Origin of the sequence: Streptomyces sp. NBC_00872 (genome assembly GCF_045161915.1) — a bacterium.
GTDB lineage: Bacteria > Actinomycetota > Actinomycetes > Streptomycetales > Streptomycetaceae > Streptomyces.
Genome location: NZ_CP108806.1, coordinates 3,849,547 through 3,867,402, shown reverse-complemented (window position 1 = coordinate 3,867,402; position 17,856 = coordinate 3,849,547). Strand labels below are relative to the sequence as shown.

The following is a 17,856-nucleotide window of genomic DNA, read 5'->3' as shown; positions in this document are numbered from 1 at the left end:
AGGCCGCAGGATGCGCTGATGCCGATGATGAAGAGGACTCCGGCGTAGCGGCCGATGAGGCGCGTCATGGCTGTCGTCTCTCGCCGACGGCGGGTCCACGTACTGTTTGCGACGGGGCGGTAGCTCGTTCGTGTGCCGCGGGACGTACTCGTGTGGGGCCGTTTCATCGTGGTCCGTGGGATGTGCGCAGGATGTGGGCCCAGACCGTCTTGCCCGTCGGTTTGCGCGTGTGGTGGCCGACTCGTACGGCCAAGGCGCTGACGAGCGGCAGCCCACGACCGTGTTCCTCCTCGGCCGTAGGACGCAGTGCCATCGGAGTGTGGGGGCTTGCGTCCGACACCTCGATCAAGCGGCTGTGGTCCGTCGAGGTCAGAGCGACTTCGAAGAGATGCCCGGGGACGTGTCGGTGCAGCACGGTGTTCGTCGCGAGTTCGCTGGAGACCAGGACGACCCGGTCGATGTCGTCGAGTGCGTATCCCCACTCGCTGAGCGTCTTCTCGGTCTGGCGCCGGGCGAGGGAGACGCATGCGGCGGTCGAGCTGAACTGCATGCGCCATCTCTGAGCGGTCTGCTGGTCGTGCGTGGCCATCGCGTACATCGCGTCCCCTCATCGCGGGCGGTCGGAAGACCAGCTCACCGCGAAGGGCCATCACGTAATCAGGTCACGGTGATTACCCAACGTGGGTAACATCCAACGTGGCTGACCAACCGCCAGACGCCAGCGCCTGATGCGGCAGAGGAGCGCATGTGCCCGGACCCCAGCCTCATCAAGGACTTCCGCCCGAACTGCTGGCAAATCCAGAGTGGCAACGCGCATGTCGGCAGCGCGACTTCGCGAAGGTGTTCCACCTCGTAAATCAAGGCCCTTTCGGAGTACCTCGGGCACTCCGATCCCGGCTTTACCCTGCGTACGTATACGCATCTGCTGCCGTCGAGCGAGACCCGGACCTGCTCCGCGATCGACGCCGCGTTCGTCGAGGAGCCGGAAGCGCGGGGCACAACCAGCAGCGAGTCCCCGCCCATGTGCCCTTGATGTGCCCTGGCCGCCTAATGGCCCCGCCCCGCACATGACGAGGGCGGGGTCCGAAGACCCCGCCCGTACTCGGCGAAACCCCAGGTCAGGGCCAGACCAGGCAGTACGGCTGGTGGCCCGCCTCGTGGAGGCGGTGGCTGAAGTCCTGCCATTCGTGCAGCAGTTGGTAGACGTTGTACGCGTCCCTCGGGCCGCCTCGGTCGGGGACCGTGGACCAGATGAAGGCCGCGGCGCCCACCGATTCCTCTCCTATGCCGCGCAGCGGGTCCACCACCGTCATCGGGAGTTTGACCACGGCGTAGTCGGGGTGCAGGACGACCAGTTCCAGTGGGGGGACCTTGTGGAGGGGCATGCCCTGGATGCCCGTCAGGACCATCGCCGCGATTGTCTCGGGCTTGATCTTGGTGAACATGCCACCCATGCCAAGCTCGTCCCCGCCCAGTTCCTCCGGGCGCATGGAAATGGGGACACGGGCGGCCGTGGCTCCGTCGGGCGCGCCGAAGTACTTGTAGGTCACCCCCACCCGGCCACCACTCCTGCTCTCCGGACGTTGTTCGCTTCCCGGAGGTTGCTCACGCGCCTTGTGTTCGCGGCGCCGGTGCTTTCCACGCCGGGCAGGCTCGGGACCCAGGTCGTCGGTCCCCTCGCCCAGTCCGCCACCGCGATGCATATCTCCACCCGACCACTCGCAGCCCCGGCCGCGCAACCCGATCATCGTGACAGTGACCTCCCCCACGAGCGTGCGGTGAAACACCTGTCCGCAAGAACGTCCGAGGCTCTGACACCATGGATTGCGTGAGCTTCCCCTATGACGCCCCAGTTTCGCAGACGCTCTTCGACCGCGCGGCCCTCGTGACGCCCGGCGGCGTGAACTCTCCCGTTCGCGCCTTCCGCGCGGTGGGCGGTACGCCCCGGTTCATGGTGTCCGGTAACGGTCCATACCTCATCGATGCGGACGGTCGTGAATATGTCGACCTCGTATGTTCTTGGGGGCCGATGATTCTCGGTCATTCCCACCCGGAGGTCATCGAAGCGGTCCAGGCGGCGGTAGCCCGCGGTACGTCCTTCGGGACTCCGGGTGAGGGCGAGGTCGCGCTCGCCGAGGAGATCGTGGCCCGGGTGGCCCCCGTCGAGCAGGTACGGCTCGTGTCGTCGGGCACCGAGGCGACCATGTCCGCGATCCGGCTCGCCCGTGGGTTCACCGGGCGCGCGAAGGTCGTGAAGTTCGCGGGCTGCTACCACGGCCATGTCGACGCGCTCCTCGCCGCGGCCGGCTCCGGGGTCGCCACCTTCGGGCTGCCGGACACGCCCGGTGTGACCGGTGCCCAGGCCGGCGACACCATCGTCCTGCCGTACAACGATCTGGACGCCGTACGCCAGGCCTTCGCCGCGCACCCCGGCGAGATCGCCTGTGTGATCACCGAGGCGTCGCCGGGCAACATGGGCGTCGTGCCGCCGAGCGACGGCTTCAACGCCGGGCTCAAGGAGCTCTGCGCCGCCGACGGCGCGCTCTATATCTCCGACGAGGTCATGACGGGTTTCCGTACGTCGAAGGCCGGCTGGTACGGCATCGACGGTGTCGCACCCGATCTGATGACCTTCGGCAAGGTCATGGGCGGTGGCTTCCCCGCCGCCGCGTTCGGCGGCCGGGCCGATGTCATGGGACGGCTCGCCCCGGCGGGGCCCGTCTACCAGGCCGGCACGCTCTCGGGGAACCCTGTCGCCACCGCCGCCGGCCTCGCGCAGCTCCGGCTGCTGGACGACGCGGCGTACGAGAAGGTCGACGCGGCCTCTCTCCAGATCCAGCGACTGGTGACGGACGCGCTCAGCAAGGAGGGCGTCGCCCACCGGGTGCAGACGGCGAGCAATATGTTCTCCGTCTTCTTCACGGCCGACGAGGTCCGCGACTACGAGGACGCCAAGAAGCAGGAGTCCTTCCGCTTCACCCCCTTCTTCCACTCGCTGCTCGCGGACGGCGTCTATCTGCCGCCGTCCTCCTTCGAGTCGTGGTTCGTCTCCACCACGCACGACGAGCGCGCGATCGAGCGGATCGCCGCCGCACTCCCGGCCGCCGCTCGGGCCGCCGCGGAAGCCACCGAACCGGAGACGCCGGAGAAGCCGGAGAACGCCGCATGAGCGCCCCGAACGACATGAGCGACCTGAACGACCTGGACGATGTGACCGTCGTCCATCTCATGCGGCACGGCGAGGTCCACAACCCCGACGGTGTCCTCTACGGCCGCCGTCCCGGCTATCACCTCTCCGAGCTGGGCCGACGGATGGCCGACCGGGTCGCCGAGCATCTCGCGGACCGTGACATCACCCATGTCGTCGCCTCCCCGCTGGAGCGTGCCCAGGAGACGGCGGCGCCGGTCGCCCAGTCCCATGGACTGACCCTCGGCACCGACGCCCGGCTGATCGAGGCCGCGAACATCTTCGAGGGCAAGGCCTTCGGTGTCGGTGACGGCGCGCTGCGCAAGCCCGCCAACTGGAAGCACCTGACCAATCCCTTCCGGCCGTCCTGGGGCGAGCCGTACATCGACCAGGTCACACGGATGATGGGCGCGCTGGACGACGCCCGTGACGCGGCCCGCGGCCATGAGGCGGTCTGCGTCAGCCATCAACTGCCGATCTGGATCGTGCGCAGCTTTGTCGAGCGGCGCCGGCTCTGGCACGATCCGCGCCGGCGCCAGTGCACACTCGCGTCCCTGACGAGCTTCACGTACCACGGCGACAAGATCGTCGCCGTCGCCTACTCCGAGCCGGCCCGTGATCTCGTCCCCGCCCATCTCCTCGCCGGTGCCAAGCCGGTGAAGGGCGGAGCCAAGGCTTTCGGGGCATAGAGCGGGGGTCCGCCGCAGACGCGGACCGCCGCTGGTATGGACTGCCGCAGACGTGGGCCGCCATCGGTCGGTTCTCGTCGGACATCAGTAAAGATATGACAAGTCCTGGAACCTCCGCGTTCGGTACGACCTCTCTCGTATTGCCGCTTGTAAAAAATCGTACGAGCGGCATACGGACGAGATGAACGCGGATGGGATCTGTATGCGGGAGATCAGTCGAAGGGGTCTGCTCGGAGCCGGTATAGCCGGGATGGGTGCCGTCGCGACCGGAATCGCGGGATGCGGCTCCACCGGCTCCACCAGATCCGGCAACACCGTCGGCGCCGGTACACCGCGCCCTTCCGACGGAGGCAAAGGCGGTGGTGAGAGCGGAAAACCGGCACCCGGTACCCGCCCCACCGGCAAGGACGTCAGACTGATCGGCGACGGTTCCACCGCCGACACAGGAAAGCAGCCGCACCAGCCGCCCGCGCCTGTTCCCCTCGAACCCGGCGAGACCCCGCCGCAGTTCGTGGTCTTCTCCTGGGACGGGGCGGGTGAGGTCGGCAACGGTCTCTTTCCCCGCTTTCTCGAACTCGCCGAGAACCATGGCGCGGCCATGACCTTCTTCCTCTCCGGTATCTATCTGCTGCCCGAGTCGAAGAAGACCCTCTACCGCCCGCCGAACAATCCCGTCGGCGCGTCCGACATCGGCTATCTCACCGACGCCCATATCAAGGACACGCTCAGGAATGTGCGACAGGCATGGCTGGACGGCCATGAGATCGGCACCCACTTCAACGGGCACTTCTGCGGCGGCTCGGGCTCGGTGGGCAACTGGACCCCGGAGCAGTGGCGCAGCGAGATCGACCAGGCCGTGTCCTTTGTCACGGAGTGGCGTACGAACAGCGGCTGGACCGATCTCGACCCGCTGCCCTTCGACTACCGCAAGGAACTCATAGGCGGCCGTACGCCGTGTCTGCTCGGCCAGGAAAAACTGCTGCCGACCGTGAAGAAGCTGGGCTGGCGCTATGACGCCAGCTCCCCGGGCGGCACCCAGATATGGCCGGACAAAACGCATGGCGTCTGGAACCTTCCGCTTCAGGGCGTACCGTTCCCCGGTCATTCCTTCGAAGTCCTCTCCATGGACTACAACATGCTCGCCAATCAGTCCGTGAACGCGACCAGGGGCAGGACCTCCCGTTACGCGGGCTGGCGCAGGCAGGCCACCGGCGCCTATCTCGGCGGTTTCCGCCGGGCGTACGAGACGAATCGCGCGCCGTTCTTCATAGGCAACCACTTCGAGCAGTGGAACGGGGGAATCTATATGGACGCCGTCGAAGAGGCTCTGAAGGGGATGGCGGAGAAGAAGGACGTACGGCTGGTCTCCTTCCGTCAGTTCACGGACTGGCTCGATGTCCAGGACCCGGCCGTACTGGCCAGGCTCCGTACGCTGGAGGTCGGACAGTCCCCGGCCGGCGGCTGGAACGCCTTCTTTAAGGCAGCCTGACAAGGGGCCTAACGGGCACCGAGGGGGGTGCCCAAGATCCTCGAAACGCCCATGCGAAACTTTTCACATGAACTCAGGCCGCGCCCCCCTACGCCGCTCCGACCGCCGGCTCCGCGCCATCACGCCGGTCGTGGTCGTCGCGGCGGCGCTGACGCTCTCGGCGTGCACTGGCGGGGGTAAGTCCGGTGGTGGCGGCGACACCAATTTCGTGACGAACACCGGTGGTATCTCCACCGTCGCGGTGGCGGAACGCCAGTCTGTCAACAAGATCGCGGGCGAGACTCTCGACGGCGCGAAGCTCGATGTGGCCGATCTCAAGGGCAAGATCGTCGTACTCAACGTCTGGGGCTCCTGGTGCCCGCCCTGCCGCCAGGAGGCCAAGCACTTCGCGAAGGTCGCCAAGGAGACCGAGTCCCAGGGGGTCGCGTTCGTCGGGATCAACACCCGCGATCCCAACAAGGGCCCCGCGCTCGCCTTCGAGAAGGACTACGGCGTCCCCTACCCGAGCCTGTACGACCCGATGGGCAAGCTGATCGTCAACGGCTTCCCCAAGGGCAGTCTCAATCCGCAGTCCATCCCCTCCACCATCGTGCTCGACCGGGACGGCAAGATCGCGGCCCGCTCGCTGATGGCGCTCAACGAGGAGAAGCTGCGCAAGATGATCGACCCGCTGATCGCGGAGAAGTGATCCCGTGCAGGTTCTCGCCGCGGCCCCCGGCATGAATGAGACGGTGTACAGCGGAGCGCTGCTGATCGCGCTGCCGATCGCGCTCCTCGGCGGGCTCGTCTCCTTCTTCTCGCCCTGTGTGCTGCCGCTCGTGCCCGGCTATCTCTCGTATGTCACCGGCGTCAGCGGCACCGATCTGGCCGAGGCCAGACGCGGCCGGATGGCTGTCGGCGCCACGTTGTTCGTCGTCGGCTTCACCGCGGTCTTCGTCTCGGGCGGCGCGCTCTTCGGCTACTTCGGGTCGACGCTCCAGGAACATCGGGAGATCCTCTCCAAGGTGCTCGGCGGGCTGATGATCGTGATGGGTGTGTTCTTCCTGGGGCTGATGCCCTGGCTCACCCAGCGTGAATTCCGCTTCCACCGGCGTCCGGTGACCGGTCTGGCGGGGGCGCCCTTGCTGGGCGCGCTCTTCGGGATCGGCTGGACGCCCTGTCTCGGTCCGACCATCTCCTCGGTCAACACACTGGCCTTCACCGAGGCGAGCGCCGGCCGGGGGGCCATACTGACCGTCGCGTACTGCCTCGGTCTCGGCGCGCCGTTCGTGATCGCGGCGGTGGCGTTCCGCAAGGCACTGGGCGCGTTCGGCTGGGTCAAGCGTCATTACGTCTGGGTGACGCGGATCGGCGGCGCGATGATGATCGCGACCGGTCTGCTGCTGCTGACCGGTGCGTGGGACAGCATCGTGCAGGAGATGCAGGGCTGGTCCAACGGCTTCACGGTGGGGATCTAGTTCCATGAGCAAGGCTTCCATGAGCGGCGAGACGACGGCGGCGGAGACGACGGACGGCGCGAGGGACGGGACGACCGACGGGACGCCGACGGAGACCTCGGCAGGGACGGCTGCGGAAGCGGCCGCGGCCGACCGGGCGGCCTCCGAGGCACGGGACGCGCGTGAACTCGGCGCCGCGGGCTCCCAGCTCTCCACCGCGCCCCGCGAGGAGACCGTCATCGGCGGCCCCACGCTCGGACTCGTCGGCTGGCTCCGCTGGTTCTGGCGGCAGCTCACCTCCATGCGGGTCGCGCTGATCCTGCTCTTCCTCCTCTCCCTCGGCTCCATCCCCGGTTCGCTGATCCCGCAGGCCGGCGTCGACGAGCTGAAGGTCCAGGATTTCAGGGACCGGCACGAGACGCTGGCCCCGGTCTATGACAAGCTCCAGCTCTTCCACGTCTACAGCTCGGTGTGGTTCTCCGCGATCTACATCCTGCTGTTCATCTCCTTGATCGGCTGTATCGTCCCGCGCACCTGGCAGTTCGTCGGCCAGCTCCGCTCCCGTCCGCCGGGTGCCCCCAAGCGGCTGACCCGGCTGCCCGCGTACACGACCTGGCGCACCACGGCCTCGCCCGAGGCCACCCGCGAGGCCGCGCTCGCGATGCTGCGCAAGCGCCGCTTCCGCGTCCATACCGCCGGTGACGCGGTCGCCGCGGAGAAGGGCTTTCTCCGCGAGGCCGGCAATCTGATCTTCCATATCGCGCTGATCGTGCTGCTGGTCGCCTTCGCCACCGGGCAGCTCTTCAAATCGGAGGGCGGCAAGCTGATCGTCGAGGGCGACGGCTTCTCCAACACCCTCACCCAGTACGACGACTTCAAGTCCGGCTCCCTCTTCAACACAGACGAGCTGGTCCCGTTCAGCTTCACCCTGGACAAGTTCACCGGGACCTATGAGCGCAGCGGACCGCAGCTCGGCACCCCACGGACCTACAAGGCCGACGTCCGCTACACCACCGGGGCGGGCGGCGAGGAGAAGAAGTCGGTCATCGAGGTCAACAAACCCCTCGAACTCGACGGCTCCAAGGTCTATCTGAACGCCCACGGCTACGCCCCTGTCGTCACCGTCAGGGACGGCCGTGGTCAGGTGGTCTTCAGCGGCGCGGTGCCGCTGCTGCCCATCGACAACAACGTCTCGTCCACGGGCGCCATCAAGGTGATGGACGGCTACCGCGACAAGAACGGCGAGAAGGACCAGCTGGGCTTCGCCGCCTTCTTCGTACCGACCTATGGCGGGAAGGGGTCGGGCCAGATGTTCTCCCGCTTCCCCGCGCTCGACTTCCCGGTGCTCAACGTCGGCGCGTACCACGGCAGTCTGGGGGTCGACGCGGGGCTGCCGCAGAACGTGTACCAGTTGGACACCAGGAAGCTGAAGGCCTTCAAGGACGCCAAGGGCGATCTCCTGAAGAAGACCCTGCTGCCCGGTGAGAAGCTCACCCTGCCCGACGGTGCCGGCTCGATCACCTTCGAGAAGGAGGTCAAGGAGTGGGCGAGCTTCCAGATCTCACAGCAGCCCGGCACCTCCTGGGCCCTGGTCGGTGCCGTCGCCGCCATCGCGGGACTGGCGGGCTCCCTCTTCATCCAGCGGCGCCGGATCTGGGTCCGGGCCGTGCGGGGCGCCGACGGCGTCACCGTCGTCGAGATGGCGGGACTCGGCCGCAGCGAGTCCGCCAAGCTCCCCGAGGAACTGGCCGATCTGGCCGGCACCCTCCATTCAGAGGCGCCCAGCGCGCCTGATCCCGCGGACGATTCCGCAGAACAGACTGTCGAAGGGGCTGAGAAGTGAATCTCGCCGCCGCAGCAACCAATGAGAGCCTGGCACAGACCAGCAATGTGCTGATCTACTCCTCCATGGCCGTCTACACGCTGGCCTTCTTCGCGCATATCGCCGAGTGGCTGCTCGGCAGCCGCAGCAAGGTGGCCCGCACCGCCGCCGCGCTGACCGGCGACGCCCAGGGGTCCGCGGCGGGGTCGGTGAAGGTCCAGGTCACGCGCGAGGGCGGCGCGACAGCCGTGCTGGAACGGCCGAAGGTCATCACCCGCTCGGCGTCCGGCACCCGCGACATCCCGGACGGCCCCGGCGCGCACGGCGGTGACGCGCAGGGCGATCTGTACGGCCGGATCGCCGTGTCCCTCACCGTCCTCGCCTGGGTCGTCGAGGCCGCCGGTGTGATCGCCCGCGCGCTGTCCGTACAGCGGGCGCCGTGGGGCAACATGTACGAGTTCAACATCACCTTCTCCACCGTCGCCGTCGGTGTGTATCTCGCCTTCCTCGCGCTGAAGAAGAACGTCCGCTGGATCGGCCTGCCGCTCATCACCACGGTCCTCCTCGATCTCGGCCTCGCTGTCACTGTCTTGTACACCGACAGTGACCAATTGGTTCCCGCTCTTCACTCGTACTGGTTGTGGATCCATGTCTCCACGGCGATCTTCTGCGGCGCGGTCTTCTATGTCGGCGCGGTCGCCACGCTGCTCTATCTCTTCCGTGAGCGGTACGAGACCAAGCTCGCGACCGGTCTGAAGCCCGGTTCCTTCGCCACCTCCGTGATGGAGCGGCTGCCCGCCTCCGGGACGCTCGACAAGTTCGCGTACCGCGTCAACGCCGCCGTCTTCCCGCTCTGGACCTTCACGATCATCGCGGGCGCGATCTGGGCGGGCGACGCCTGGGGCCGCTACTGGGGCTGGGACCCCAAGGAGGTCTGGTCCTTCATCACCTGGGTCGCGTACGCCTGCTATCTGCACGCCCGCGCCACCGCCGGCTGGAAGGGCCGCAAGGCCGCCTATCTGGCGCTGATCGCCTTCGGCTGCTGGCTGTTCAACTACTACGGCGTCAATATCTTCGTCACCGGCAAGCACTCGTACGCGGGCGTCTGACCCACGGACGGGACGACGCCGGCGAGCACGCCGGACGCCGGACGACAGACGCCCCACGCGGAACAGGCTCCGCGTGGGGCGTCTTCGCATATGGGGGCGTCCGCGTACATACCGGGCCCGTCGGCCGTGGCCTTCGCTCGTGGCTGTCAGCAAGCCCGTCAGCCGTGGCCCTCAGTCGTGGCCGATGTCCTCGTGCCACAGCTCGGGCCGCTCCGCGATGAACGTACGCATCATCGCCGCGCATTCGGTGTCGTCGAGCAGCACGATCTCCACGCCGTGCTCCGCCAGCCAGTCATGACCGCCGTGGAAGGTCTCCGCCTCCCCGATCATCACCCGCGAGATCCCGAACTGCCGTACCAGCCCCGAGCAGTACCAGCACGGTGAGAGCGTCGTCACCATCGTCGTGCCCCGGTACGAGCGCTGCCGCCCGGCCGCACGGAACGCGGCCGTCTCGGCGTGCACGGACGGATCACCGTCCTGGACACGGCGGTTGCGGCCCCGGCCGAGCAGCGTCCCGTCCGCGCCGTACAGCGCCGCGCCGATCGGGATACCGCCCTCCGCCAGCCCCGCCCGCGCCTCGGCGACGGCCGTCGCCAGCCACCGCCGTGCCTCCGCGGCTCCCAGTGCCCCAGCCCGTACCGCTGCCATGGCGTCGTCGTCCGGCTCAGGCCTTCGGCGGCGTGTCGTCCGAGGCCGAGGTGCCGCCGCCCTGCTCACGCCGCTTGATCTCCTCCTCGCGGCGGCGCAGATCCGCTTCCCAGTCCTTCAACAGGGCCTCGTCCTTGGTGTTCTCTTCTTTCAAAGAGGCCAGGAACGCGGGGTTGTCATCGGGAGCCGTCCACTTCCCGCGGTGGCCGCGGTGCCACTCGGCGGGCGTCGAGCCGCCGGCCGGTCCGCGCCGGACCTTGCCCACCACCAGCCAGGCGATCGGACCGACCAGCACCTCGCCGAAGAGCAGGATGATGATGACCCATACCACCTTGGGGAGGCCCTTGATCTCTTCCTCGGGGGTGTTCAGGCAGTCGATGAAGGCGTAGATCCACAGCGCCAGGACCAGCAGGAACGGCAGATACCTGAGCATGGTTGGACGGTCCCCCCGGGAACGGTTGGAGGCCGCGCGACGGCCCCGGTGACCGGCCCAGGGTACCGGGTGGCCGATACTGGGACGCATGGCTTACGACGATCTTCGCTCGCTGCTCCGGGCGCTGGAGCGCGAGGGCGACCTCAAGCGCATCAAGGCCGAAGTCGACCCCTATCTGGAGGTCGGGGAGATTGTCGACCGGGTGAACAAGTCCGGTGGACCCGCGCTGCTCTTCGAGAACGTCCGGGGCTCGTCGATGCCGCTGGCCATGAATGTGTACGGCACGGACCGCAGACTGCTCAAGGCGCTGGGCCTCGGCTCGTACGGCGAGATCGGCGAGAAGATCGGCGGGCTGCTCAAACCGGAGCTGCCGCAGGGCTTCATGGGGGTGCGCGAGGCCTTCGGGAAACTCGGCGCCATGGCCCATGTGCCGCCGAAGAAGATCAAGGACGCGCCCGTCCAGGAAGTGGTCCTCACCGGTGAGGACGTGGATCTCGACCAGCTTCCCGCGCTCTTCACCTGGCCGGGGGACGGCGGGTCCTTCTTCAACCTCGGTCTGACGCACACCAAGCACCCGGAGACCGGGGTCCGCAATCTCGGGCTCTACCGCCTCCAGCGCCATGACCGGCGCACCATCGGTATGCACTGGCAGATCCACAAGGACAGCCGCAACCACTACCAGGTGGCCGCCAAGCGCGGCGAACGGCTGCCCGTCGCGATCGCGTTCGGCTGTCCGCCGGCCGTGACATACGCCTCCACCGCGCCGTTGCCCGGTGACATCGACGAGTACCTCTTCGCGGGCTTCGTACAGGGTCGGCGGATCGAGATGGTCGACTGCAGGACCGTGCCGCTCCAGGTGCCCGCCAACGCCGAAGTCGTCATCGAGGGATGGCTGGAGCCGGGGAAGACCCTCCCCGAGGGCCCTTTCGGGGACCACACCGGTTTCTACACCCCGCAGGAGCCGTTCCCGGCGCTCACCATCGACTGTGTGACGATGCGCAAGCGCCCGCTGCTCCAGTCGATCGTGGTGGGCCGCCCGCCGACCGAGGACGGACCGCTGGGACGTGCGACGGAACGGTTCTTCCTGCCGCTGCTGAAGATCATCGTGCCGGACATCGTGGACTACCACCTGCCCGAGTCGGGCGGTTTCCACAACTGTGCGATCGTCTCGATCGACAAGAAGTATCCGAAGCACGCGCAGAAGGTGATGCACGCGATCTGGGGCGCGCACATGATGTCGCTGACCAAGCTGATCGTGGTCGTCGACGCGGACTGCGATGTCCACGATCTGCACGAGGTGTCCTGGCGCGCGCTGGGCAACACCGACTACGCGCGTGATCTCACGGTCGTCGAGGGACCGGTCGATCATCTCGACCACTCCTCCTACCAGCAGTTCTGGGGCGGCAAGGCGGGGATCGACGCGACGAGGAAACTCCCCGAGGAGGGGTACACGCGGGACGGCGGCTGGCCGGAGATGGTCGAGTCCGACCCGGAGACGGCGGCGAAGGTCGACCGCCGGTGGAGGGAGTACGGCCTGTGAGCGCAGCGGAGATTCTCGGGCCCGGACCGGCACAGTCCGGCAGCAGGACCCGGGCGTTCCTGCGGCTGGTGATGATCGAGCACTCGGTCTTCGCGCTGCCGTTCGCGTATATCGCGGCGCTGACCGCGATGTTCCAGTTCGACGGGAATGTCCACTGGGGCCGGCTGCTGCTGGTCACGATCGCGATGGTCGGCCTGCGTACCTTCGCGATGGCCTGCAACCGGATCATCGACCGTGAGATCGACGCGCGCAATCCGCGCACCGCGGGACGGGAGTTGGTGACGGGCGCGGTGTCCGTGCGCTCCGCGTGGACGGGCGCCCTGGTCGCCGTCGTGGTCTTCCTCGCGGCCGCGGCGGCGCTGAACCCGCTCTGTCTCGCCCTCGCGCCGATCGCCGTGATCCCGATGGTGGTCTATCCGTACGGGAAGAGGTTCACCAACTTCCCGCACGCCATCCTCGGACTCGCCCAGGCCATAGGACCGGTGGGCGCCTGGATCGCGATCACCGGGGCATGGTCGTGGGACGCGGTGATCCTGGGGCTGGCGGTCGGGATCTGGATCGGCGGCTTCGATCTGATCTTCGCCTGCCAGGACGTCCAGGCGGACCGCGCGCACGGCGTGATGTCCGTGCCGGCCCGCTTCGGTATCCCGGGGGCGCTGTACGGGGCGCGCGCCTGCCATGCCGTCACGACCGTACTGCTGGTGTGGTACGCGCTGGCCACGGACGCCGGGGTGTTCTTCTGGACCGGGCTGGTGATCGTGGTGGCGGCCTTCCTCTACGAGCACACGATTGTGAAGCCGCACGATCTGTCGCGGCTCAACCGCGCGTTCTTCACGGTCAACGGCTTCATCGGGATCGCCCTGTTCGTGTGCGCGCTGCTCGACCTGCTGGTGCGCGGTCTCACGGGGTGACGGCGCTACGGGTCGCCGGCCGGCGGAACATGAACGCAGCGGCGACGCCCGCAATCAGACCGATCAGATGGCCCTGCCAGCTCACGGTCGTATTGGCCGGGGAGATGCCGAGCAGGATCGAACTGCCCCATATCGCGCCGATCACCAGACCGACGAGGATGCCGGCCGGCTTGCGCTCGACGAAACCGCGCACCAGGAGATAGCCGAACAGACCGAAGATCAGACCGGACGCGCCCGCCGTGTTGGTGCCCGAGGGGGAGATCAGCCAGACGCCGAGGCCGTCGGCCACGATGATCACGGCGCAGACGGCGAGGAAGCGGCGGATGCCGCCGAGGGCGGCTATGAAACCGAAGACCAGCAGCGGAACGCTGTTCGCCGCGACATGGGCGAAGCCGAAGTGGATGAAGGCGGCCGGGATGACATCGGCCAGCTCGGACGGCTCGCGCGGCACGATGCCGTACCCGTCGAGCGAGTGGGCCGTGGCCACATCCACCACTTCGAGCACCCAGAGCAGGGCCACCCAGCCCGCCATCAGCTTGGCGGCCGTCCTGGTCCGGGCCGTGCGTGGCCACTCGAATCCGGTACCGGTCACGCCGACCCCCCTCGGTTCGCTTGCTCGTACCTCGGGAACGGCCGGGGCACCTTACCCGGTTCCCGGTGGAGTGTGCCGGATAGGCTCGGATCCGTGAAGCCCGGATCGTACGCACAGCACGAAGGCCAGGAAGACCGGGAGGCCCCGGAAGTCCCGGAAGACCGGGACAGGGGAGACCGGGCGGACCGGACGGACCGCGACAGCCCTCGGCTGCCGCCCCCGCCCCGGCGCCCCTGGGTCGTGGGTGTCTCCGGCGCGTCCGGTACGCCGTACGCCGCGGCCGTACTGCGCGCGCTGCTGGCGGCCGGGGAGAGCGTGGACCTGGTCGTGTCGCGCGCGTCACGGCTGACCCTGCTCGACGAGACCGGGATCGCCTTCAGGGACGCGCACTGGCGGGACGACCTGCGGTCCTGGCTGGCCAGGGGCGCGGACGGCAAGCCCGACCGCTTCGGACCCGGAGGCCTGGACCTCGACGACGTACGGCACTGGGGCGCCGGGGATCTGGCGGCGGGGCCGTCATCCGGCTCGTACCCCGTCCAGGGGATGCTGATCGTGCCGGCCTCCACGGCGTGTGTGGCCGGGGTGGCGCTCGGACTGTCGAAGGATCTGCTCCAGCGCGCGGCGAGCGTGACCCTCAAGGAGCGCCGGAAGCTGGTCGTCGCCGTACGGGAGACACCGCTGAACGGCCAGACGCTCAAGCACCTTGTGGCGCTGGACGAGGCGGGCGCCGTGGTGCTGCCCGCCTCTCCGGCGTTCTACGCGGGGGCGACGCACATCCAGGATCTGGTGGACTTCGTCGCCGGGCGGGTGCTGGACGCGGCCGGGGTGCCGCACCGGCTCTACCGCCGTTGGGAGGGGGAGCTTGGCGGCTCTCGCGGCGACTGACGGAGCGTCCGGCAGGCCGGCCGGGTCCGACCGACCAGCGCCGGTGGCCGACCGCGCGGACCGCGCCGTTCCTGACGCGGTGATCGGCGAGGTGCCCGGCGAGGTGACCGTCAGGGGCGGACCGACTCGTCGGCCGTGCCCGTGGGAACGGCGCGGTGCGAAGAGCGGCCCGCCTGCTCGCGGCGTCGCGCGGCGAGCACCTGACGGGTACGCGAGCGGTTGGCGTGCTCCTGGAGCGACCGCATCCGGGCGTAGGCCATCTCGATCGTGTACACGGTGAAACTCACTCCTGAAAGTCGGACATTCGTCGCTGATTACTTGATCATTTGAAAGATTCGCAGGACTTAACCCCCTGCATGCCTTAGATTCTACATGTAAGTTTGCGAGATCGCTGAACAATGGAAGGCTTCAGGCTTATGGACGCCGTGGATAGGCAGCTCATCCAGGCCCTCAGGGAGAACGGCAGGGCTTCGTACGCCGAACTGGGCCGCCTCGTAGGGCTCTCCGGGCCGAGCGTCACCGACCGCATCAACCGGCTCGAAGCGGCCGGCGTCATCACCGGCTACCGCGCCACGGTCGACTCCGCCTCGCTCGGCCTCGGCGTCACCGCGCTGATCGGGATCTCGCTCTCCGACGCGGCCGACCACGAGGACGTCGCCCGCCGGATGCGCGATCTGGGGGAGATCGAGGACTGCTGGTTCATCGCGGGCGACGACTCGTACATGCTCAAGGTGCGGGCCGGCGACGTGGACGGGCTGGAGAGGACGATCCGCCGGCTGAGCGGTACGAAGGGGGTCTCCCGGACCCGCACCACCATCGTTCTCTCCACGAAGTGGGAGAACAGAGTCGGTGAACTGCCCGAGGAGTGACGGCCGAGCGGAGGGCCGCGTCGGCGCTGTCCGACCGGGGGCGTAGGCTCGACTGGCCCGATTGGTAGACGTATGGGAGGCGGCCTGATGACTGCATCTGTCCAAGATGTAGGTCTCAAGCGCGAGCTGGAGGAGAAGGTCAGGTCCGGGGAGAGGCTGACCCGCGAGGACGGCATCGCCCTGTACGAGACGGACGATCTGGCCTGGCTCGGCGGTCTCGCCCACGAGGTGCGGACACGCAAGAACGGCGATGTCGTCCACTTCAACGTCAACCGTCATCTCAATATGACGAACGTGTGCACCGCCTCCTGCGCGTACTGCTCGTTCCAGCGCAAGCCGGGCGAGAAGGACGCGTACACGATGCGTATCGAGGAGGCCGTCCGTCTCGCCAAGGCGATGGAGGGCGAGAGCCTCACCGAGCTGCATATCGTCAACGGCCTCCACCCGACGCTGCCGTGGCGCTACTACCCGCGCTCGCTCAGCGCGCTCAAGGAGGCCCTTCCGGAGGTCTCCCTCAAGGCGTTCACCGCCACCGAGATCCACCACTTCGAGACGATCTCGGGGCTGTCGGCCTCCGACATCCTCGACGAACTGATCGACGCCGGACTCGAATCGCTGACCGGTGGGGGCGCCGAGATCTTCGACTGGGAGGTCCGGCAGCACATCGTCGACCACAACACCCACTGGGAGGACTGGTCGCGCATCCACCGGCTCGCGCACGCCAAGGGGCTCAAGACCCCGGCCACGATGCTGTACGGGCATATCGAGGAGCCGCGCCACCGCGTCGACCATGTGCTGCGGCTGCGTGAACTCCAGGACGAGACCGGCGGTTTCCAGGTCTTCATCCCGCTGCGCTACCAGCACGACTTCGTGGACATGAAGGACGGCAAGGTCCGCAACCGCCTCCAGGCGCGTACGACGATGGCCACGGGCGCCGAGGCGCTGAAGACGTTCGCGGTCTCCCGGCTGCTCTTCGACAATGTTCCGCATGTCAAGGTCTTCTGGGTGATGCACGGCGTCCAGACCGCCCAACTGGCGCTCCAGCACGGCGCGGACGACATGGACGGCTCGGTCGTCGAGTACAAGATCACGCACGACGCGGACAATTACGGCACGCCCAACAAGCTCAGCCGCGAGGATCTGCTCGACCTCATCCGTGACGCGGGCTTCCGTCCCGTCGAGCGGAACACCCGCTACGAGATCATCCGCGAGTACCCCGGCCCGGACCCCGACCGCCGTGAGTCCCCGCAGCCGATGCGGGTCTGAGAGGGCACGCGATGACGCTCATGTTCGAGCTGGATCCACCGGTGGACCGGGCTTTGCGTGACGGTGTGCTCGCGCTCTGGACGGATGTCTCGAACGCGGGTGGCGCGGTCGGGTTCGTCCCGCCGGTGACGGCCGACGACATACGGCCCGAGCTGGTCAAGCATCTCGTGGCGATGGCCGACGGCCGGTGCCGGCTGCTGGTCGGGTACGACGAGGAGGGTGCCGTCGCCGCGACGGTGTTCCTCACGCTCAACACCCACCGGCTGATGCGGCACTGGCTCTGGCTCTACACCGTGATGGTCCATCCCCGGCATCAGGGGAGGGGGTACGGCCGCGATCTCATGGCCGCGGCGGCCGAGGCCGCGAGCGGTATGGAAGGCATCGAGGCGATCCGGCTCACCTGCCGGGGCGGCGCGGGCCTCGACCGGTTCTATGCCTCGTGCGGTTACAAGGAAGTGGGCCGGGTGCCGGACGCGATCAGGGTCGGTCCAGGTGACGACCGTGATGACATCTTCATGCTGCTCCCCCTGAACCGGTACTGAAGGGGACGTGCTTGACTGTTCGGGCAGGAGCGGAACCTGCCCGGCAGGAACCAGGACCCACGAAGAGAGAGAAGGCCCGCTGTGACCGCTGTGAAGACAAGCGCCACGATCCGGTACACCGCGATGCGCCTCGGCATCTTCGCCGGCTGCTTCGTCGTGGTCGCCGGCCTGGTCCAGGTCGGTGCGCTGCCGAAGGGCCTCGGTGGGTCCAACTTCATCTGGGTGCTGCTGCTCGCCCTGGTGATCTCGGCACCGCTCAGCCTGGTCCTGCTGCGCAAGCAGCGCGACGAGATGTCCGCGCAGCTCGTCACCAAGGTCGACGGGGCCAAGGCGAAGCTGGAGGCCAACCGGGCCCAGGAGGACGGCGCGACGCAGTGACGGCGCGGGCCCGACAGGACCGGGCTCCGTGACGACGCGATCCCGTGAGGACGCCCGCCC

The 17,856-nt window shown here is 68.0% G+C and carries 20 protein-coding genes and 1 pseudogene; 15 read left to right on the top strand and 6 right to left on the bottom strand.

Annotation, left to right across the window (positions count from 1 at the left end):
• Positions 1 to 163 precede the first annotated feature (163 nt).
• Positions 164 to 598 (bottom strand): ATP-binding protein, encoded by a 435-nt coding sequence (locus OG214_RS16525; protein WP_405985149.1) that lies wholly within the window; start codon positions 596 to 598, stop codon positions 164 to 166.
• A 258-nt stretch (positions 599 to 856) separates the two neighbouring features.
• Here OG214_RS16525 and OG214_RS16520 point away from each other — a divergent pair.
• Positions 857 to 1,033 (top strand): annotated as a pseudogene (locus OG214_RS16520) (site-specific integrase); the annotation flags it as partial.
• A gap of 85 nt (positions 1,034 to 1,118) precedes the next feature.
• Here OG214_RS16520 and OG214_RS16515 read toward each other — a convergent pair.
• Positions 1,119 to 1,703, bottom strand: a complete 585-nt coding sequence (locus OG214_RS16515) for a hypothetical protein (RefSeq protein ID WP_363079107.1) — start codon at positions 1,701 to 1,703, stop codon at positions 1,119 to 1,121.
• A 116-nt stretch (positions 1,704 to 1,819) separates the two neighbouring features.
• On the opposite strand from OG214_RS16515, the gene hemL reads away from it, so the two are divergent.
• The 7 genes from hemL to ccsB all read left to right on the top strand — a co-directional run bounded on the left by hemL (position 1,820) and on the right by ccsB (position 9,732).
• Positions 1,820 to 3,169: a glutamate-1-semialdehyde 2,1-aminomutase gene (gene hemL / locus OG214_RS16510; protein ID WP_405985148.1), complete on the top strand. Its 1,350-nt coding sequence runs from the start codon at positions 1,820 to 1,822 to the stop codon at positions 3,167 to 3,169.
• 14 nt (positions 3,170 to 3,183) lie between these two features.
• Entirely contained in the window at positions 3,184 to 3,876 is a 693-nt protein-coding gene (locus OG214_RS16505; RefSeq protein ID WP_405987523.1) for a histidine phosphatase family protein, read from the top strand.
• A 202-nt stretch (positions 3,877 to 4,078) separates the two neighbouring features.
• Positions 4,079 to 5,365: a hypothetical protein gene (locus OG214_RS16500; protein WP_405985147.1), complete on the top strand. Its 1,287-nt coding sequence runs from the start codon at positions 4,079 to 4,081 to the stop codon at positions 5,363 to 5,365.
• Between the two features lie 67 nt (positions 5,366 to 5,432).
• Entirely contained in the window at positions 5,433 to 6,053 is a 621-nt protein-coding gene (locus tag OG214_RS16495; RefSeq protein ID WP_363079105.1) for a TlpA disulfide reductase family protein, read from the top strand.
• A 31-nt stretch (positions 6,054 to 6,084) separates the two neighbouring features.
• Positions 6,085 to 6,822, top strand: a complete 738-nt coding sequence (locus OG214_RS16490) for a cytochrome c biogenesis CcdA family protein (protein ID WP_363079143.1) — start codon at positions 6,085 to 6,087, stop codon at positions 6,820 to 6,822.
• Between the two features lie 4 nt (positions 6,823 to 6,826).
• Entirely contained in the window at positions 6,827 to 8,644 is a 1,818-nt protein-coding gene (locus OG214_RS16485; protein ID WP_363079104.1) for a cytochrome c biogenesis protein ResB, read from the top strand.
• Entirely contained in the window at positions 8,641 to 9,732 is a 1,092-nt protein-coding gene (gene ccsB / locus OG214_RS16480) for a c-type cytochrome biogenesis protein CcsB (protein WP_405985146.1), read from the top strand. Before OG214_RS16485 ends, ccsB begins: the two co-directional genes overlap by 4 nt.
• A 171-nt stretch (positions 9,733 to 9,903) precedes the next feature.
• On the opposite strand, the gene OG214_RS16475 is transcribed toward ccsB, so the two are convergent.
• Both OG214_RS16475 and OG214_RS16470 read right to left on the bottom strand, forming a co-directional pair.
• On the bottom strand, positions 9,904 to 10,380 hold the full coding sequence (locus OG214_RS16475; RefSeq protein WP_405985145.1) for a nucleoside deaminase: 477 nt from the start codon (positions 10,378 to 10,380) through the stop codon (positions 9,904 to 9,906).
• 16 nt (positions 10,381 to 10,396) lie between these two features.
• The gene (locus OG214_RS16470) at positions 10,397 to 10,813 is read right to left on the bottom strand and encodes a PLD nuclease N-terminal domain-containing protein (protein WP_363079101.1); all 417 of its coding nucleotides are present in this window, start codon (positions 10,811 to 10,813) and stop codon (positions 10,397 to 10,399) included.
• A gap of 88 nt (positions 10,814 to 10,901) precedes the next feature.
• Between OG214_RS16470 and OG214_RS16465 the strand changes: the two genes are divergently transcribed.
• Positions 10,902 to 12,353 carry a menaquinone biosynthesis decarboxylase gene (locus OG214_RS16465; RefSeq protein WP_363079100.1) on the top strand — a complete coding sequence of 484 codons (1,452 nt, stop codon included), beginning with the start codon at positions 10,902 to 10,904 and terminating at the stop codon, positions 12,351 to 12,353.
• On the top strand, positions 12,350 to 13,264 hold the full coding sequence (gene mqnP, locus OG214_RS16460) for a menaquinone biosynthesis prenyltransferase MqnP (protein WP_405985144.1): 915 nt from the start codon (positions 12,350 to 12,352) through the stop codon (positions 13,262 to 13,264). The genes OG214_RS16465 and mqnP overlap by 4 nt, the downstream gene beginning before the upstream one ends.
• On the opposite strand, the gene OG214_RS16455 is transcribed toward mqnP, so the two are convergent.
• On the bottom strand, positions 13,254 to 13,796 hold the full coding sequence (locus OG214_RS16455; RefSeq protein WP_363079142.1) for a rhomboid family intramembrane serine protease: 543 nt from the start codon (positions 13,794 to 13,796) through the stop codon (positions 13,254 to 13,256). The genes mqnP and OG214_RS16455 overlap by 11 nt on opposite strands.
• 270 nt (positions 13,797 to 14,066) lie before the next feature.
• Between OG214_RS16455 and OG214_RS16450 the strand changes: the two genes are divergently transcribed.
• Positions 14,067 to 14,741: a UbiX family flavin prenyltransferase gene (locus tag OG214_RS16450; RefSeq protein WP_363079141.1), complete on the top strand. Its 675-nt coding sequence runs from the start codon at positions 14,067 to 14,069 to the stop codon at positions 14,739 to 14,741.
• Positions 14,742 to 14,851: 110 nt separating this feature from the next.
• Here the strand turns inward: OG214_RS16450 and OG214_RS16445 are convergent, their stop codons facing one another.
• Positions 14,852 to 15,016 (bottom strand): hypothetical protein, encoded by a 165-nt coding sequence (locus OG214_RS16445; protein ID WP_365904615.1) that lies wholly within the window; start codon positions 15,014 to 15,016, stop codon positions 14,852 to 14,854.
• A gap of 141 nt (positions 15,017 to 15,157) precedes the next feature.
• On the opposite strand from OG214_RS16445, the gene OG214_RS16440 reads away from it, so the two are divergent.
• The 4 genes from OG214_RS16440 (at position 15,158) to OG214_RS16425 (ending at position 17,796) form a co-directional block, all read left to right on the top strand.
• Positions 15,158 to 15,610: an Lrp/AsnC family transcriptional regulator gene (locus OG214_RS16440; RefSeq protein ID WP_363079097.1), complete on the top strand. Its 453-nt coding sequence runs from the start codon at positions 15,158 to 15,160 to the stop codon at positions 15,608 to 15,610.
• A gap of 87 nt (positions 15,611 to 15,697) precedes the next feature.
• Complete coding sequence (gene mqnE / locus OG214_RS16435; RefSeq protein ID WP_382861451.1) at positions 15,698 to 16,876, top strand: aminofutalosine synthase MqnE; 1,179 nt, start codon at positions 15,698 to 15,700, stop codon at positions 16,874 to 16,876.
• Positions 16,877 to 16,887: 11 nt separating this feature from the next.
• Positions 16,888 to 17,418: a GNAT family N-acetyltransferase gene (locus OG214_RS16430; RefSeq protein ID WP_405985143.1), complete on the top strand. Its 531-nt coding sequence runs from the start codon at positions 16,888 to 16,890 to the stop codon at positions 17,416 to 17,418.
• Between the two features lie 81 nt (positions 17,419 to 17,499).
• Positions 17,500 to 17,796, top strand: a complete 297-nt coding sequence (locus OG214_RS16425) for a DUF4229 domain-containing protein (RefSeq protein ID WP_363079094.1) — start codon at positions 17,500 to 17,502, stop codon at positions 17,794 to 17,796.
• The last annotated feature ends 60 nt before the right edge of the window (positions 17,797 to 17,856 follow it).